The 15668-nt window shown below is 69.3% G+C and carries 13 protein-coding genes and 2 pseudogenes; 13 read left to right on the top strand and 2 right to left on the bottom strand.

Features of this window, described 5'->3' with window-relative positions; all coding sequences use genetic code 11:
- A pseudogene (locus INT51_RS06475) lies at window positions 1–134 on the top strand (IS256 family transposase); the annotation flags it as partial.
- 223 nt (window positions 135–357) lie between these two features.
- Here INT51_RS06475 and INT51_RS06480 read toward each other — a convergent pair.
- Window positions 358–888 carry a hypothetical protein gene (locus INT51_RS06480; protein ID WP_193104406.1) on the bottom strand — a complete coding sequence of 177 codons (531 nt, stop codon included), beginning with the start codon at window positions 886–888 and terminating at the stop codon, window positions 358–360.
- 526 nt (window positions 889–1414) lie between these two features.
- On the opposite strand from INT51_RS06480, the pseudogene INT51_RS22120 reads away from it, so the two are divergent.
- Window positions 1415–1510, top strand: a pseudogene (locus tag INT51_RS22120) (metal-sulfur cluster biosynthetic enzyme); the annotation flags it as partial.
- A gap of 137 nt (window positions 1511–1647) precedes the next feature.
- Here INT51_RS22120 and ald read toward each other — a convergent pair.
- Window positions 1648–2763 carry an alanine dehydrogenase gene (ald, locus tag INT51_RS06485; RefSeq protein ID WP_193104407.1) on the bottom strand — a complete coding sequence of 372 codons (1116 nt, stop codon included), beginning with the start codon at window positions 2761–2763 and terminating at the stop codon, window positions 1648–1650.
- A 283-nt stretch (window positions 2764–3046) separates the two neighbouring features.
- On the opposite strand from ald, the gene INT51_RS06490 reads away from it, so the two are divergent.
- The 11 genes from INT51_RS06490 to pyrF all read left to right on the top strand — a co-directional run bounded on the left by INT51_RS06490 (window position 3047) and on the right by pyrF (window position 15624).
- Window positions 3047–4651 (top strand): ABC-F family ATP-binding cassette domain-containing protein, encoded by a 1605-nt coding sequence (locus tag INT51_RS06490; protein ID WP_193104408.1) that lies wholly within the window; start codon window positions 3047–3049, stop codon window positions 4649–4651.
- A 149-nt stretch (window positions 4652–4800) separates the two neighbouring features.
- Window positions 4801–5421, top strand: a complete 621-nt coding sequence (locus INT51_RS06495) for a helix-turn-helix domain-containing protein (RefSeq protein ID WP_193104409.1) — start codon at window positions 4801–4803, stop codon at window positions 5419–5421.
- 75 nt (window positions 5422–5496) lie between these two features.
- The gene (gene efp, locus INT51_RS06500; protein WP_193104410.1) at window positions 5497–6057 is read left to right on the top strand and encodes an elongation factor P; all 561 of its coding nucleotides are present in this window, start codon (window positions 5497–5499) and stop codon (window positions 6055–6057) included.
- Window positions 6054–6569, top strand: coding sequence for a transcription antitermination factor NusB (nusB, locus tag INT51_RS06505; RefSeq protein ID WP_193104411.1), 516 nt, complete (start codon window positions 6054–6056; stop codon window positions 6567–6569). The genes efp and nusB overlap by 4 nt, the downstream gene beginning before the upstream one ends.
- Before the next feature lie 176 nt (window positions 6570–6745).
- Window positions 6746–7378 carry a bifunctional pyr operon transcriptional regulator/uracil phosphoribosyltransferase PyrR gene (pyrR, locus tag INT51_RS06510; RefSeq protein WP_193104412.1) on the top strand — a complete coding sequence of 211 codons (633 nt, stop codon included), beginning with the start codon at window positions 6746–6748 and terminating at the stop codon, window positions 7376–7378.
- Entirely contained in the window at window positions 7375–8337 is a 963-nt protein-coding gene (locus INT51_RS06515) for an aspartate carbamoyltransferase catalytic subunit (RefSeq protein ID WP_193104413.1), read from the top strand. The genes pyrR and INT51_RS06515 overlap by 4 nt, the downstream gene beginning before the upstream one ends.
- Window positions 8327–9670, top strand: a complete 1344-nt coding sequence (locus tag INT51_RS06520; protein ID WP_370540784.1) for a dihydroorotase — start codon at window positions 8327–8329, stop codon at window positions 9668–9670. The genes INT51_RS06515 and INT51_RS06520 overlap by 11 nt, the downstream gene beginning before the upstream one ends.
- Window positions 9670–10161 (top strand): hypothetical protein, encoded by a 492-nt coding sequence (locus INT51_RS06525; protein WP_226832051.1) that lies wholly within the window; start codon window positions 9670–9672, stop codon window positions 10159–10161. The genes INT51_RS06520 and INT51_RS06525 overlap by 1 nt, the downstream gene beginning before the upstream one ends.
- Complete coding sequence (gene carA, locus INT51_RS06530; protein ID WP_193104414.1) at window positions 10158–11417, top strand: glutamine-hydrolyzing carbamoyl-phosphate synthase small subunit; 1260 nt, start codon at window positions 10158–10160, stop codon at window positions 11415–11417. Before INT51_RS06525 ends, carA begins: the two co-directional genes overlap by 4 nt.
- Window positions 11417–14770, top strand: a complete 3354-nt coding sequence (carB, locus tag INT51_RS06535; protein ID WP_193104415.1) for a carbamoyl-phosphate synthase large subunit — start codon at window positions 11417–11419, stop codon at window positions 14768–14770. The genes carA and carB overlap by 1 nt, the downstream gene beginning before the upstream one ends.
- Window positions 14767–15624 (top strand): orotidine-5'-phosphate decarboxylase, encoded by an 858-nt coding sequence (gene pyrF, locus INT51_RS06540; RefSeq protein WP_193104416.1) that lies wholly within the window; start codon window positions 14767–14769, stop codon window positions 15622–15624. The genes carB and pyrF overlap by 4 nt, the downstream gene beginning before the upstream one ends.
- The last annotated feature ends 44 nt before the right edge of the window (window positions 15625–15668 follow it).

Consider the following 15668-nt stretch of genomic DNA (forward strand, 5'->3'; position numbering starts at 1 on the left):
CAGAACAGACCGATGAATGGGCCGAAGGACGCCGCTACCTCGGCCTCGACGTCCTCGCCCGCTGCCGTCTCACGCTCACCACCAACCCCGCGAACGAGGTGACCACCGAAGCCCTTCCCGCCCTTACCGCCTGACCCCTCTCATCGAAGGACCGCTACACCACTTCCAGGGACTTGACCTGCCTCCGTTCAGCCCCTCCGAAGCACCCGGGCAGAGGAGAACCCCGGCGACATCGCTCCGTGGAACGAGGGGTCATCCGGGGTGTTCGCTGATCATCTTGTCATACTGGGCTTGCCCGCGTCCCGCGCTGCTGGTTCGGCTTGGCCGAGTTGGAGGGGCATACGATCGTCTGGTCGATCAGCTCTTCCCCTCCAGCTCCTGAAGGTCCTCGAGCGCTTCGAACACCCTCTGTGACGTCGAAGGTGCAGCCAAAGCATTGTGCCAGGAGCCGGACCGAGCTGGCTGAGTATTGGATTCTTTGATCGCACCACCGAACCAGGAGATGACCGCGGCATCTGACGAGTCGTCAGGCATTAGCCGTGCACGTTCGACGATCCAGTCTCCGAACAGTCGACGCGCGAGCAGCATGGCCTGGCGCTGACGCCTACGGCCCAGACCCGAGGAGGCTGCAATGACTCGATGGGCGTCGGAGAGATCGTCCATGGCCATCGTCTCCTCGGACCGAAGTCCCTTGGGGCTATCCGAGTCCTGGTGCCGTAGAAGCTGACGCTGGAGGTCTCGCGCAACGGCACTCAACTCCCTGACCGCTTCCTCGCGAGCTTGCGCGCGCATTTGGAGCACTGTGGACTGCGAGACGACCGCCAGACCGAATCCAGTGCTGATGATTGCGCTGATGAGGGCCGAAATGGCCACGGTGCTCCAGTCCATGAGTTGACCATATGCGTCTGTTCGATGAAGAAGACGCGATCTGTGTCATAGGGCTTTCAAGTCGTCGACCTGACTGGGCGGAACCGCGTTGCCCTGAGATGTGTGGCTTGCCGTCATGGTGCCTGATGGGCCACGACGCTGAAGCGGTCGCGGACGGTTCTCGTCATGGAGTGGCTCCTAGGGCCAGGCTCCAGTGCGGCCGGTCCGAAGCGACCACAACAGAGCCGAAGGGTCTCTTAGTCGAAGCCGAGAGGCGGCGCGACGACACAGATGGACCCCGATCTGGAGGCACCCTCGAGGGTCTGCAAGCAGTGCGCTGATTCGGCCGATGTTCCGTCTCCATCGTCAGGTCGTGAGCGGTGGCCATCGCGGTGCCACAAGGTCACCGAGATATTGCCCCGGCACATCGCTGAAATTGCAGTGAAATTGTGCGTAGTTTTGTGCGTAATTTGCGCCAGCCTGGTGAGCGTGTCGCAGAGAAGCTGCAGGTCACGCCCCCGTTCTCGAGTCATTGAGTGGGCATCGGTGGGATAACAACTGGGTGTGGATGCCGCCGTGGGGCATGGAGAAGATCACCGAGGACGGTCGCGAGCAGCTGCGCGCGATCGGCTTCAATCTCTGATCACCCACTGATCAGCGTCCGCGCCGAGCGCGGAACGAACAGGGCCCCGGGAGAGATCCCGGGGTCCTGTCCTTCGTGGCGACGTCTTCTGCGCGTCGTCGCCCTCTGCGGTGACCCGCCTCGGTCGTTGCGGGGCCCTAGCCGATGATCTGCTGCGCGGGGGTGACCTCGAGGCCGTGCGCCTCGCCCGTGCCCGCGTGGGTCAGGACCCCGTCGTGGGTGTGCAGTCCCTTCGCGAGCGCATCGTCGGCCCGCAGCGCCTCGCGCCATCCGCCGTTGGCGATCTTCAGCGCGTAGGGCAGGGTCGCATTGGTCAGTGCTGAGGTCGCCGTGACGGGGACCGAGCCGGGCATGTTCGCGACGCAGTAGAACACCGTGTCATGCACGGCGAAGGTCGGATCGTCGTGCGTGGTGGGGTGGGAGTTCTCGAAGCATCCGCCCTGGTCGATCGCGACGTCCACCAGCACGGATCCCGGCTTCATCGTCGCGACCATCTCGTCGGTCACGAGCTTGGGGGCCTTCTTGCCGGGAATCAGCACCGAGCCGATCACCACGTCGGCCTCGCGGATCTTCTCGGCGAGGTCGAGGGTGGTGGAGTACCGGGTGAGGATGCCCCCGTGGTGCATGGTCGCGATCTGTCCCAGACGGGAGACGTTCAGATCCATGACCGTGACGTCCGCATGCAGCCCGTGGGCCATCATGGCCGCCTGCTCACCGACCACGCCGCCGCCGATGATCAGCACGTCGGCCTCGTCGGTGCCGGGCACCCCACCCATCAGCATGCCGGCTCCGCCGAGCGGTGACATCAGGTGGTAGGCCGCGACCTGGGTCGCCAGCCGCCCGGCGATCATGCTCATCGGGGCCAGCAGCGGCAGCGTGCGATCCGGCAGCTGCACGGTCTCGTAGGCGATCGAGGTCACCCCGGAGGACAGCAGGGCCTGCGTGAGGGCCTGGTCCGCTGCGAGGTGGAGGTAGGTCAGCAGCACCTGACCGCGGCGCATCCTGCCGAACTCGACGTCCAGCGGCTCCTTGACCTTGACGATCATCTCGGCCTGTTCCCAGACCTCGTCGGCCGTGGCGAGGATGATCCCTCCCGCGGCCCGGTAGTCGTCGTCGGTGATGCGGGCACCGAGGCCCGCTCCGGTCTCGACCACGACCTCGTGGCCGCGGACGGCGAGCTCATGGACCCCGGCGGCGGTCAATCCCACCCGGTTCTCGTTGTTCTTGATCTCCCGCGGCACTCCGATGCGCATGCCGAAGCCTCCTTGCGTCGTCGCCTGGCCGCCGCATGCGGCCGCTCGCGACCAGCATGGCACCGAATGCCCCGCGAGACGGACCGAAAAGGTGACGGACCTGTGAGGGAGCCGGAGAACCGCGGAACCGACTGTGGAACACGGCACCGTGCACCGATATTCAGGGGCCGGACGGAGCTCACGGCCCTAGACTCGATCCGGCCCCGAACCGGTTCGACCGGCCGACGGTCGACCTCGTTCGCGGGCGCCCGCCCGATTCCTCACACCCCAGGAGAATGATCCCGTGATCACCGTGCACGACCTCGCCATCCGCGTCGGTGCCCGGCTCCTCATGAGCGACGTCTCCTTCCAGCTCACCGACGGGGACCGGGTGGGCCTGGTGGGACGCAACGGCGCCGGCAAGACCACCTTGACCAAGGTCCTCTCCGGAACTCTGGCGCCCTCGGAAGGGTCGGTGGAGGTGGCCGGCGAGCTCGGCTATCTGCCGCAGGACACCCATAGCGGCGACGACTCCGAATCGGTGATCACGCGCATCCTCTCCGCCCGCGGCCTCGACGACCTGATGCGCAAGCTGCGTCGTGCCGAGGAGGAGATGGGGGACATGAGCCTGTCCGAGGCCAAGCGCGAGAAGGCGATGAACCGCTACCCCCGTCTGTCGGCCGAGCTCGACGCCGTCGGAGGCTACGCCGCCGAGGCCGAGGCCAAGCGGATGGCCGCCAACCTCGGCCTGCCCAACCGCCTCCTCGAGCAGGATCTGGGCACCCTCTCCGGAGGGCAGCGACGCCGCGTGGAGCTCTCCCGCATCCTGTTCTCCCAGGCCTCCACCATGATCCTGGACGAGCCCACCAACCACCTCGACGCCGACTCGGTCACGTGGCTGCGTGAGTACCTGCTGGCCTACCGGGGAGGGCTGATCATCATCAGCCACGACGTGGAGATCGTCGAGACCGTCGTGAACAAGGTCTTCTATCTCGACGCGAACCGCTCCGTGATCGACATGTACAACATGGGCTGGAAACTGTACCAGCGCCAGCGCGAGGACGACGAGAAGCGACGCAAGCGCGAGCGCCAGAACGCGGAGAAGAAGGCGACCGCCCTCACCGCCCAGGCCGAGAAGATGCGCGCGAAGGCCACCAAGGCCGTTGCCGCGCAGAACATGCTCAAGCGCGCCGAGCGGATGCTCGACGGCGTCGAGGGGGAGCGGCAGACCGACCGGGTCGCCTCATTGCGCTTCCCCAAGCCCGCACCCTGCGGCAAGACCCCGTTGATGGCCGAGGACCTCTCGAAGTCCTACGGCAGCCTCGAGATCTTCGCCGGCGTCGATCTCGCGATCGACCGCGGCTCGCGCGTGGTCATCCTGGGCCTGAACGGCGCCGGCAAGACCACGTTGCTGCGGATCCTCGCCGGCGTCGATAAACCGGATACCGGCGGGATCCTGCCCGGTCACGGCCTGCGGGTCGGGTACTACGCGCAGGAGCACGAGACCCTGGACCTCGAGCGCACGGTGCTCGAGAACATGATGACCGCTGCCTACGAGCTGCCCGAGGTCGAGGCCCGCAAGATCCTGGGCTCCTTCCTGTTCACCGGGGACGACGTGCACAAGCCCACCAAGGTGCTCTCCGGTGGCGAGAAGACCCGTCTCGCGCTCGCAGCCCTCGTGGTCTCCAGTGCGAACGTACTGCTCCTGGACGAGCCGACGAACAACCTCGACCCCGCCAGCCGCGCGGAGATCCTCGGGGCCCTCGCCGCCTTCGAGGGTGCCGTCGTGCTGGTCTCCCACGACGGCGGAGCCGTCTCCTCGCTGTCCCCCGAGCGGGTGCTGATGATGCCCGACGCCGTCGAGGACCACTGGAACGCCGAATACCAGGAGCTCGTCGAACTGGCGTGAGACATAGCCGGGCCGGAGTGCCATGGGCGCGCCGTACCGTGCGTCAAGGTTTTTCCGCTGTACTCTCGCGCACAGCGGCTTTCGACTGATTGCTGCGAAGTCGACGCGTCGGACCGATTCCGGATTCCGCCGCGAGGTGGTGAGGCCGAATGTTCGTCCTGTCTTTCTCCGCGGCGAGCCCGCGTCGCACCCGCGATACCGATGACCAGGTCCCAGCACTTCTGGAGGCCCTCGGCGCGGTGACCTGTGCCCTGCCCGCCGAGCGCACCGCCGGCCCCGAGGTGCTCGCCCTCGTCTCTCGCGCCGAGACCGCGCTGGACGCGCTGCTGCGCGCCCGCGAGGCAGGGGACTGGGCGATCGGGCTCGGCATCGGGGCGGTCGACAGGCCACTGCCCGAGACTGTCCGGGCGATCTCGGGCCCCGCGGCGTCGGCCGCTGCGGCAGCGGTGGCCTCGGCCCGCACCACCTCGAGCGTGCCGATCGTCGTGCGCGCCGCGGACTCCCGTCACCGGGACACTGCGGAGGATGCCGAGGCCGTGCTGCGCCTCATCGGCTGGATGGTCCGCACGCGAAATCGTGGCCAGTGGCGCGCCGTCCGCGCTCTTCGGGACGACCCCGGGGCGACGCAGGCGCAGCTCGCCCAGCGCCTCGGCGTGACCCAGCAGACGGTCTCGCGGGCCGTGACCACGAGCGGTTGGCGGGAGGAGAGTGCCGCTCACCCGCTCGCCACGCGTCTGCTGAGCATGATCGACCTCACGTCACCCCGCTGAGTCACGCCGACACCCGCGGACCAGCAGTGCCTGCACGCTATCCTTGGTGCGCCCCGACGACTACCGAGGAGACTCATGGCGACGACGAACGATCTGAAGAACGGGATGGTCCTCGTGCTGGACAACCAGCTGTGGAGCGTGGTGGATTTCCAGCACGTCAAGCCCGGCAAGGGCCCGGCCTTCGTGCGCACCAAGCTCAAGAACGTCCTGTCCGGCAAGGGCGTCGACAAGACCTTCAATGCCGGCCTCAAGGTCGAGACGGCGACCGTGGACCGCCGCGACATGCAGTTCTCCTACCTCGACGGCGACATGTACGTGTTCATGGACACGTCGAACTGGGAGCAGACCAACCTCACCGCGGAGATCGTCGGCGAGTCCAAGGACTTCATGATCGAGGGACAGGATGTCGTGGTGGCGTTCCACGAGGGCAATGCGCTCTTCGTCGAGCTCCCGCCCTCCGTGGTCCTGAGCATCGAGTTCACCGAGCCGGGCCTGCAGGGCGACCGCTCCAGCGGCGGCACCAAGCCGGCTCGCCTGGTCACCGGTCGTGAGATCCAGGTCCCGCTGTTCCTGAACCAGGGCGACGACGTCAAGGTCGACACCCGCAGCGGCGATTACCTCGAGCGCGTGAAGTGACCCAGACCCCCGCCCCTCGGGGCACCGGCCTTCCCCACCCCACCCGTGAGGGGGCGGACGTCGAGTTCGAGCGGACCGTGCCCGCGGCCACCGAGCGCCTCCACCGGCGTTCGCGCGATCGCATCCGCGCCCTCGACGTCCTGTTCGAGGCCGACGCCAAGCAGCTGGACGTGCTCGACGTGCTCGACGAACGCCTGCGCAGGACAGCGGCCCAGAGTCCACTGCCGCAGACCGCGCGCGAGCTGGTCGAGCTCTATGCGCCCCACGCCGAGGACATCGACGAGGACCTGGCCACCCACTCCCGCGACTGGCCGCTGCACCGCATGCCGGCGGTGGACCGCGCTCTTCTCCGACTGGGCAGCGCCGAGGTGCTGTACGGAGGGGACGACACCGGTCGTGGCGCGATCATCGGTGAGTACATCAAGATCGCCGAGGTTCTCTCGACCGACGATTCCCCCCGCTTCGTGAACGGGCTCCTGCAGCGACTGGTCGACATCCGCGGCCTCTCCTGAGGGCCACTGCTCGGAGCAGGAGATCCCACCGAGCTGATGGGCCCGAGGGCGTCGGCCCGTCCGAAGGGCGGTCGCTGCGCCGCCGCGGGCCTCGGGCCGTCTAGACTCTCGCCAGCTCGCACGAGCATCCACACCCTTTAACGACGCGTCCAGAGAGGCGCCGAAGGGAGATCACCATGCACGACGAACAACCCCCGGCTGCGTCCGACGGCGAGGAATCCTCCGCTGCGGAACGTTCCCGAGTGCTCGGCGCGGACCAGATCCGCCGAGCCCTGACCCGTATCGCCCACGAGATCCTCGAGAGCGGGCACGGCGCCGACGACCTCGTGCTGCTGGGCATCCCGCACCGTGGCGTCCCGCTGGCCGAGCGCCTCGCGGAGCAGATCGCACGAGCCGAGGGGGATGACCGCCCGCTCGACCAGCTCGCCGGCTCCCTGGACATCACGATGTACCGCGACGACCTGCGCCACAACCCCACCCGTGCCCCGAGCCCCACCCGGATCCCCCGGGACGGCATCGACGGCCGCACCGTGGTGCTGGTGGACGACGTCCTCTACTCCGGCCGCACCATCCGGGCCGCCCTGGATGCGCTCGGAGCCATCGGCCGCCCCGCGGCGGTCCGCCTGGCCGTGCTCGTGGACCGGGGGCATCGGCAGCTGCCGATCCGTGCCGATCACGTCGGCAAGAACCTCCCCACCTCGCGCAGCGAACGGGTGCACGTCCAGCTCACCGAGACCGATGGCACGGACGCAGTCGACATCGTGCGACCGGGTCCTGGACCGGCAGCCGCGGGGGAGGTGCGGGCGTGAGGCACTTCATCTCCATCGCCGACCTCGACCGCGCCGAGGCGATCGCCGTGCTCGCCACCGCCGAGCACATGGCCGAGACGCAATCGCGCTCGATCCGCAAGCTGCCCACCCTGGTCGGTGCGACCGTGGTGAACCTCTTCTTCGAGGACTCCACCCGCACCCGGATCAGCTTCGAGGCCGCCGCCAAGCGACTCTCGGCCGACGTCATCAACTTCTCGGCGAAGGGTTCGAGCGTCTCCAAGGGCGAGTCCCTCAAGGACACCGCGCTCACGCTGCAGGCGATGGGCGCCGATGCGGTCGTGGTGCGCTCCGGGTCCTCCGGCGCCGCGCACCTGCTGGCCCACTCCGGATGGATCGACCAGCCGATCGTCAATGCCGGAGACGGCGCCCATGAACATCCCACCCAGGCCATGCTGGACGCCTTCACCCTGCGACGTCATCTGCGGCCGGGGGACCGCACCGGGGGTCTGGACGGGATTCACGTGGTCATCGTCGGCGACGTGCTGCATTCCCGGGTCGCCCGCTCGAACGTTCTGCTGCTGACCCTGCTCGGCGCGCGGGTCACCCTGGTGGCCCCGCCCGCCCTGGTCCCGGTCGGAGTCTCGGCCTGGCCCTGCGAGATCCTCTACGACCTCGACGAGGCTCTCGCGACCGGCCCCGACGCCGTCATGATGCTGCGGGTCCAGCGCGAACGCATGGTCGGCGGAGGCTTCTTCCCGACCGAGGGGGAGTACTCCCGCCGCTACGGGCTGACCACCGTCCGGGCCGCCTCGCTGCCGGCCCACTCGATCGTGCTGCACCCCGGGCCGATGATCCGCGGCTTCGAGATCGCGGGAGATGTCGCCGACTCGCCGCGCAGCGTCATCGTCGAACAGGTCGCCTCCGGCGTGTTCGTGCGCATGGCCGTGCTCTACCACCTGCTCGCCACCGACGCCTGGGAGGCGCCCCGTGAGAACTGAGACCGCTGCATCCTCCGCGAACCCCGCGGCCTCCCCGATCTCGCCACTGCTGATCCGCGGCGGTCGCCCCTACGGCGAGGACGTCCGCGACGTGCTCCTGGTCGACGGAACGATCGAGGCGATCGGCGCCGACCTCCACGCCCCCGAAGGCGCCGAGATCATCGACGCGAGCGGCTGCATCGTGCTGCCCGGCCTCGTCGACCTCCACACCCACCTGCGCGAGCCCGGCGGCGAGGAGGCCGAGACCGTCGAATCCGGGACCCGCGCCGCGGCGCGCGGAGGGTTCACCGCCGTGCACGCGATGGCGAACACCACTCCGGTCGCCGACACCGCCGGAGTGGTCGAGCAGGTCGCGCGAAGCGGCGACAGCGCCGGCTGGTGCGCGGTGCGCCCCGTCGGCGCGGTCACGGTGGGCCTGGCGGGGGAGCGGCTCGCCGAGCTCGACGCCATGGCCAACTCGCGCGCCAAGGTCCGGGTGTTCAGCGATGACGGGAAATGCGTGCACGACCCGGTGCTCATGCGCCGGGCCCTGGAGTACGTCAAGTCCTTCGACGGTGTCATCGCCCAGCACGCACAGGACCCGCGCCTGACCGAGGGCGCCCAGATGCACGAGGGCGTCGTCTCCGCCGAGCTCGGCCTGGCCGGCTGGCCCGCGGTCGCGGAGGAGTCGATCATCGCCCGCGACGTGCTGCTGGCCCAGCACGTCGGCTCCCGTCTGCATGTGTGCCACCTGTCCACCGCCGGCAGCGTCGACATCGTGCGCTGGGCCAAGCAGCGCGGCGTCGCCGTGACAGCCGAGGTCACCCCGCACCATCTGCTGCTGACCGACGAGAACGTGCGCCAGTTCGACGCCGTGTTCAAGGTGAACCCGCCCCTGCGCACCGCCGAGGACGTCGAGGCGGTCCGCGAGGGACTCGCCGACGGGACCATCGACATCGTCGCCACCGACCACGCCCCGCATCCGCGCGATGCCAAGGACCGCGAATGGGACCAGGCGGCGATGGGTATGACGGGGCTCGAGACGGCTCTGTCCCTCGTCCAGCGGACCATGGTCGAGGACGGTCGCCTGAGCTGGCGGGACGTCGCCCGCGTGATGTCTCAGAAGCCTGCTGAGATCGGGCGCGACGAGGATCAGGGACACCCGCTCGAGCCCGGTGCTCCCGCCCACGTGCTGGTGTGGGACCCGCGTCCGCAGCGGGTCACCGACCCTGGCGAGCACGCTTCCCGCAGTCGCAACTCGCCCTTCGCGGGACTCGAGCTGCCGGGGACGAACCGGCTCACCGTCCTCGCGGGTCGCCCGACGGTGCGCGACGGCGCCGTGGTGGAGCACTGATGGACGAGCTCGGCCCGGTCCTCGCACTGGTCGCCCTCTTCGTGCTGGTCCTGATCCTCATGGCGTGGGGATGGCGACGACGAGGCCGCTCCCAGGAGTGTCTGCCCGCACCGTCCTCGGCGAGTCTCGACGAGCTCGGCGAGGAGTCGGCGATCGGTCCGCTCGAGGCGATCTACGTGAGCACCGTGCTCGCCCAGCAGCCCCTCGAACGCGTCGTCGCCCACTCCCTCGGCCAGCGTTCCGCCGCCCAGGTCGCCGTCGGCTCCGCCGGCACCTGGCACATCGTCCGCGAGGGCGTCCAGGCACTCACCATCCCCGCTGATTCCGTCGACGAGGTCACCGCCGGCCCCGGCATCGCCGGCAAGTTCATCGGCGGCGACGGGATCCTCATCCTCCGCTGGCGCCTCGGCGACCAGCTCCTCGATACCGGTCTGCGCCTCGCCCGGCGCGAGGACCATGACCTGCTGCTCTCCCGGAAGGAGCACCCATGACTGCCTCGGCTTCGCCTCAGGCCACGTCTGCCCCCACATCCCCTCGCGCCGCACGCCGCGAGCGGGCACTGCTGATCCTCGAGGACGGCACCATCCTGCGCGGCTCCGCCTACGGCGCCCGCGGTGCCCGTCTCGGCGAGGTCGTCTTCACGACCGGGATGACCGGCTACCAGGAGACCCTCTCGGACCCCTCCTACGCCGGTCAGATCGTCGTGCAGACGGCGCCCCACATCGGCAACACCGGTGCCAATGCCACGGACATGGAATCCCGCCGCATCTGGGTGCGCGGCTACGCCGTGCGCGATGCCAGCCGGATCTCCTCCAACTGGCGTGCCGAGCAGTCCTTGGACGACCTGCTCATCAGCAGCGACATCGTGGGCATCTGCGACATCGACACCCGGATGCTCACCCGCATCCTGCGGGAGACCGGCTCCCTGCGCGGTGGCATCTTCTCCGGAGATGCCCTGCAGTCCGAGGAGTCCGCTCTGCTCGCCCAGGTCCGGGAGCAGCCCGCGATGAGCGGTTCCAGCTTCGTCGAGGAGGTGACGATCGCCCAGCCCGTCGTCCTCGAGCCGGAGGGTGAGGTGATCGGCACGGTCGCCGCCGTCGACCTCGGCATCAAGGGCGCCTCGCCGCGGAGCATGCTCGCCCGCGGGCTGCGCGTGCACCTGCTGCCGGCCACCAGCTCCCTCGAGGATCTCCTGGCCACCGCCCCGGACGCGGTGTTCTTCTCCAACGGCCCCGGTGATCCCGCCGCCGCCGATCCCCAGGTGGAACTGCTGCGCGGCGTCCTGGACGCAGGGCTGCCCTTCTTCGGAATCTGCTTCGGCAACCAGCTGCTGGGGCGCGCGCTCGGTTTCGACACCTACAAGCTGAAGTTCGGACACCGCGGTATCAACCAGCCCGTGCTGGACCGCGATACCGGCAAGGTCGAGATCACCGCCCACAATCACGGCTTCGCCGTCGACATCCCGCTGGAGGGCGAGCACCTCGCCCCGCACGACGGTGGCCGCTACGGCCGCGTGGTGGTCTCCCATGTCGGCCTGAACGACAACGTGGTCGAGGGCATCCGCTGCCTCGACCGCCCCGTCTACTCCGTCCAGTACCACCCGGAGGCGGCCGGCGGCCCGCACGACGCCTCCTACCTCTTCGATCGTCTGGCAGATCTCGTGGTGGCCCGTCGCAGCGGCGACGATGCGTCCCCGGAGTCCTCTGCGTCCACTGCGTCCGATCAGTCCGCTCAGAAGGAGTCCTGATGCCCCGTCGTCCCGACATCTCCTCCGTCCTCGTCATCGGCTCCGGCCCGATCGTCATCGGCCAGGCCGCGGAGTTCGACTACTCCGGCACCCAGGCCTGCCGGGTGCTGCGCGAGGAGGGCCTGCGGGTCATCCTCGTGAACTCGAATCCGGCGACGATCATGACCGATCCGGACATCGCCGATGCCACCTACATCGAGCCGATCGACCCCGACATCATCCGGTCGATCATCGCCGCCGAGCGCCCCGATGCGCTCCTGCCCACTCTCGGCGGGCAGACCGCGCTGAACGCCGCCATCGCCCTCGCCGAGAACGGCACGCTCGAGGAATTCGGCGTCGAGATGATCGGCGCCAGCCTCGACGCGATCAACAAGGCCGAGGACCGCAGCCTCTTCAAGGAGGTCGTCGAGCGCGTGGGCGGCGAGTCCGCCCGCTCGAAGATCTGCCACACCGTGGAGGATCTGCTGGCCGGCGCCGAGGAGCTGGGCTACCCGATGGTGGTCCGCCCCAGCTTCACTATGGGCGGCCTCGGCTCCGGCATGGCGTACGACGAGGCGGACCTGCGCCGCATCGGCGGCGACGGGCTGCACTACTCGCCGACCACGGAGGTGCTCCTGGAGGAGTCCATCCTCGGATGGAAGGAGTTCGAGCTCGAGCTCATGCGGGACCGCGCCGACAACTGCGTGGTCATCTGCTCGATCGAGAACGTCGACGCGGTCGGCGTGCACACCGGTGACTCGGTCACGGTGGCCCCGGCCCTCACCCTCACCGACGTCGAGATGCAGAAGCTGCGCGATCTCGGCATCGCCATCATCCGCGAGGTCGGGGTCGACACCGGCGGCTGCAACGTGCAGTTCGCGACGCATCCCGAGACCGGCCGCATAGTCGTCATCGAGATGAATCCGCGCGTCTCGCGGTCCTCGGCCCTGGCCTCCAAGGCCACCGGCTTCCCCATCGCAAAGATCGCGGCGCGCCTGGCGATCGGCTACACCCTCGACGAGATCCGCAACGACATCACCGGCACCACTCCGGCGAGCTTCGAGCCTGCTCTGGACTACGTGGTGGTCAAGGTCCCGCGCTTCGCCTTCGAGAAGTTCCCCGCCGCGGATCCCACGCTCACCACCACCATGAAGAGCGTCGGTGAGGCGATGGCCATGGGCCGCAACTTCACCGAGGCCCTCGGCAAGGCGCAGCGCTCCCTCGACGCGAAGGGAGCGGTCCCGACCTACGAGGGAAACCCCCCGTCGGTCGCAGAGGTCACCGAGCTGATGGATGCGGTCCGCACTCCGACCGATACCCGCCTGGTGACCATCTCCCGGATCCTGTGGGCCGCCGCCGAAGGCATCGTGGACCCCACCGAGACCCTGGATCGTCTGGTGGAGGCCACCTGGATAGATCGCTGGTTCCTCGATCAGATGCTGCTGGTCGCCGAGCTCGCCGCAGAGATCCGTACCACCGAGGTGCTGGATGCGCAGCTGCTGCGCCTGGCCAAGCGCCACGGGCTCTCCGACGACCAGATCGGCCTGCTCCGCGGCCAGCACGGCGACGTGGTCAAGGGGGTGCGCGAAGCACTCGGGATAAACCCCGTGTTCAAGACGGTCGACACCTGTGCGGCGGAGTTCGCCTCCCGGACCCCGTACCACTACTCGACCTACGACCAGGAGACGGAGGTCGAACCCCGTGAGCGGCCGGCGATCCTGATCCTCGGCTCGGGCCCCAACCGCATCGGCCAGGGCATCGAGTTCGACTACTCGTGCGTCCACGCCGCGCTCGCGCTCGGCGACCGGAGCCTTCCGGGCGGGGGCTACGAGACCGTCATGGTCAACTGCAACCCCGAGACGGTCTCGACCGACTACGACATCGCCGACCGTCTCTACTTCGAGCCACTCACCTTCGAGGACGTCGTCGAGGTGTACGAGGCCGAGAAGGCCGCCGGTCCGGTGGTCGGCGTGATCGTGCAACTCGGCGGTCAGACACCGCTGTCCCTCGCACGTCGCCTCGAGGAGGCGGGACTGCCGATCATCGGCACCAGCCCCTCGGCCATCGACCTCGCCGAGGACCGCGGTCACTTCGGGGCCGTCCTGGCCGACGCCGACCTGCCCGCACCGCCCTACGGCACCGCCTGGGGCCTCTCGGACGCGACCGAGGTCGCCGCGAACGTCGGCTACCCGGTGCTGGTGCGGCCCAGCTATGTGCTCGGCGGGCGCGGTATGGAGATCGTCTACGACCAGGAGGGTCTGGTCGACTACGTGAGCCGGAACCTCCCCGACGGGGGCCGCGCCGAGGCGCCGATCCTCATCGACCGCTTCCTGGACACTGCCATCGAGATCGACGTGGACGCCCTGTACGACGGGGAGGACCTCTACCTCGGCGGCGTCATGGAGCACATCGAGGAGGCCGGCATCCACTCCGGCGACTCCGCGTGCACGCTCCCGCCGGTCACCCTCTCCGACGCGGTCATGGACCGGATCCGCACCTCGACCCTCGGGATCGCCGAGGGGGTGGGCGTGCGCGGGCTGCTCAATGTCCAGTACGCCCTCTCCCAGGGCATCCTGTACGTCCTGGAGGCGAACCCGCGTGCCTCGCGCACGGTCCCGTTCGTCGCCAAGGCCACCGGGGTGCCGCTGGCCCAGGCGGCGGCCCGGGTGATGGCCGGCGAGACGATCGCGCAGCTGCGCACGGCCGGTGTGCTGCCGTCCGTGGGGGACGGCGCGGACCTCCCGGACGACGCGCCGATCGCCGTCAAGGAGGCCGTGCTCCCGTTCAAGCGCTTCCGCACCCGCGAGGGTCGCGCGGTCGACTCCGTGCTCGGTCCGGAGATGCGCTCCACCGGCGAGGTGATGGGCCTGGACGCGACCTTCCCGCTCGCCTTCGCCAAGTCCCAGCTGGCGATCTCCGGACAGGGCCTGCCGACCGCGGGCACCGTCTTCGTCTCGGTCGCCGATCGTGACAAGCGCTCCCTGGCCCTGCCGGTCGCACGACTCGCCGCACTCGGCTTCGACATCCTGACCACCGCGGGCACCGGCCGGGTCCTGCGCCGCTCGGGCATCCCCTGCACCGTGCTGCGCAAGGCCTCGGAGCCCGGGGAGGGGGCGAGCGTCATCGAGCTCCTCGAGTCCAGCGAGATCGCGCTCGTGCTGAACACGCCGTCCGGTTCGAACGCCCGAGTGGACGGCTACGCGATCCGCGCCGCCGCGACCAGCATGGACGTCCCGATGATCACCACCCTGCAGGAGTTCCAGGCGGCGGTGCAGGCCATCGAGGCGCGTCCGGTGGAACCCTTCGAGGTGGGCAGCCTGCAGGCACACACGCGACGCCTCGTCGAGGACCGCGCCGCGCGGGCCCGGGCATGAGCCCAGGCAGGGACCTCGCAGGGGCACCCTTCGGGGCGCGGCTTCAGCAGGCAGTGGCCGAGCAGGGCCGGATCGTCGTGGGCGTCGATCCCCACGCCTCCCTGCTGGAGGCGTGGGGCCTGCCGGACAGCCCGGCAGGGCTCGCGGAGTTCTCACGGACCGTCCTCGACGCGGTAGACGGCCAGGTCGCCGCGATCAAGCCGCAATCGGCCTTCTTCGAGCGGCACGGGTCGCGGGGGGTCGCTGTCCTGGAGGATCTCCTCGCCGCTGCGCGGGCCCAGGGCGTGCTCAGCATCCTCGACGTGAAGCGGGGCGACATCGGCTCCACGATGTCGGCCTATGCCCAGGCGCACCTGCGTCCGGGCGCCCCGCTCGAGGCCGACGCCATCACCGTCAGCCCGTTCCTCGGCACCGGATCGCTGGATCCTGCCGCAGAGCTGGCGCTGACGCACGGAAAGGGCCTGTTCCTCCTGGCACTGACCTCGAATCCTGACGGACCGCAGATCCAGCATGCGCTCACCGGCGCGAACACGCCGGTGGCGCAGGAGATCGCACGACACGCCGAGGAGATCGGCGCAGGTCGCCCGGGGGAGTGGGGGAGCGTCGGACTGGTCGTCGGTGCGACCGTCGGCGATGCGTACCGACGGCTCGGCCTGGACCGCGCCGCTCCGTCCGTGCCGCTGCTCTCACCGGGCTTCGGTGCCCAGGGCGCGGGACCTGCGCAGATCTCGGACGTCTTCGGTGAAAGTGCAGGTCACGTACTGGTGTCACTCTCTCGTGGAGTGCTCTCGGCGGGGCCGGATCCGCAGGCTCTGCGGGCCCATGTCCAGAGCCTGAGGGCGCAGTACTCCTGAGCTTCCCGGGGCCGGGTCAACGGGGTCCGGGGACCCTGCGAAAG

The sequence above is a fragment of the Brachybacterium sp. FME24 genome (assembly GCF_014897705.1).
In the GTDB taxonomy this organism is placed as follows: Bacteria; Actinomycetota; Actinomycetes; order Actinomycetales; family Dermabacteraceae; genus Brachybacterium.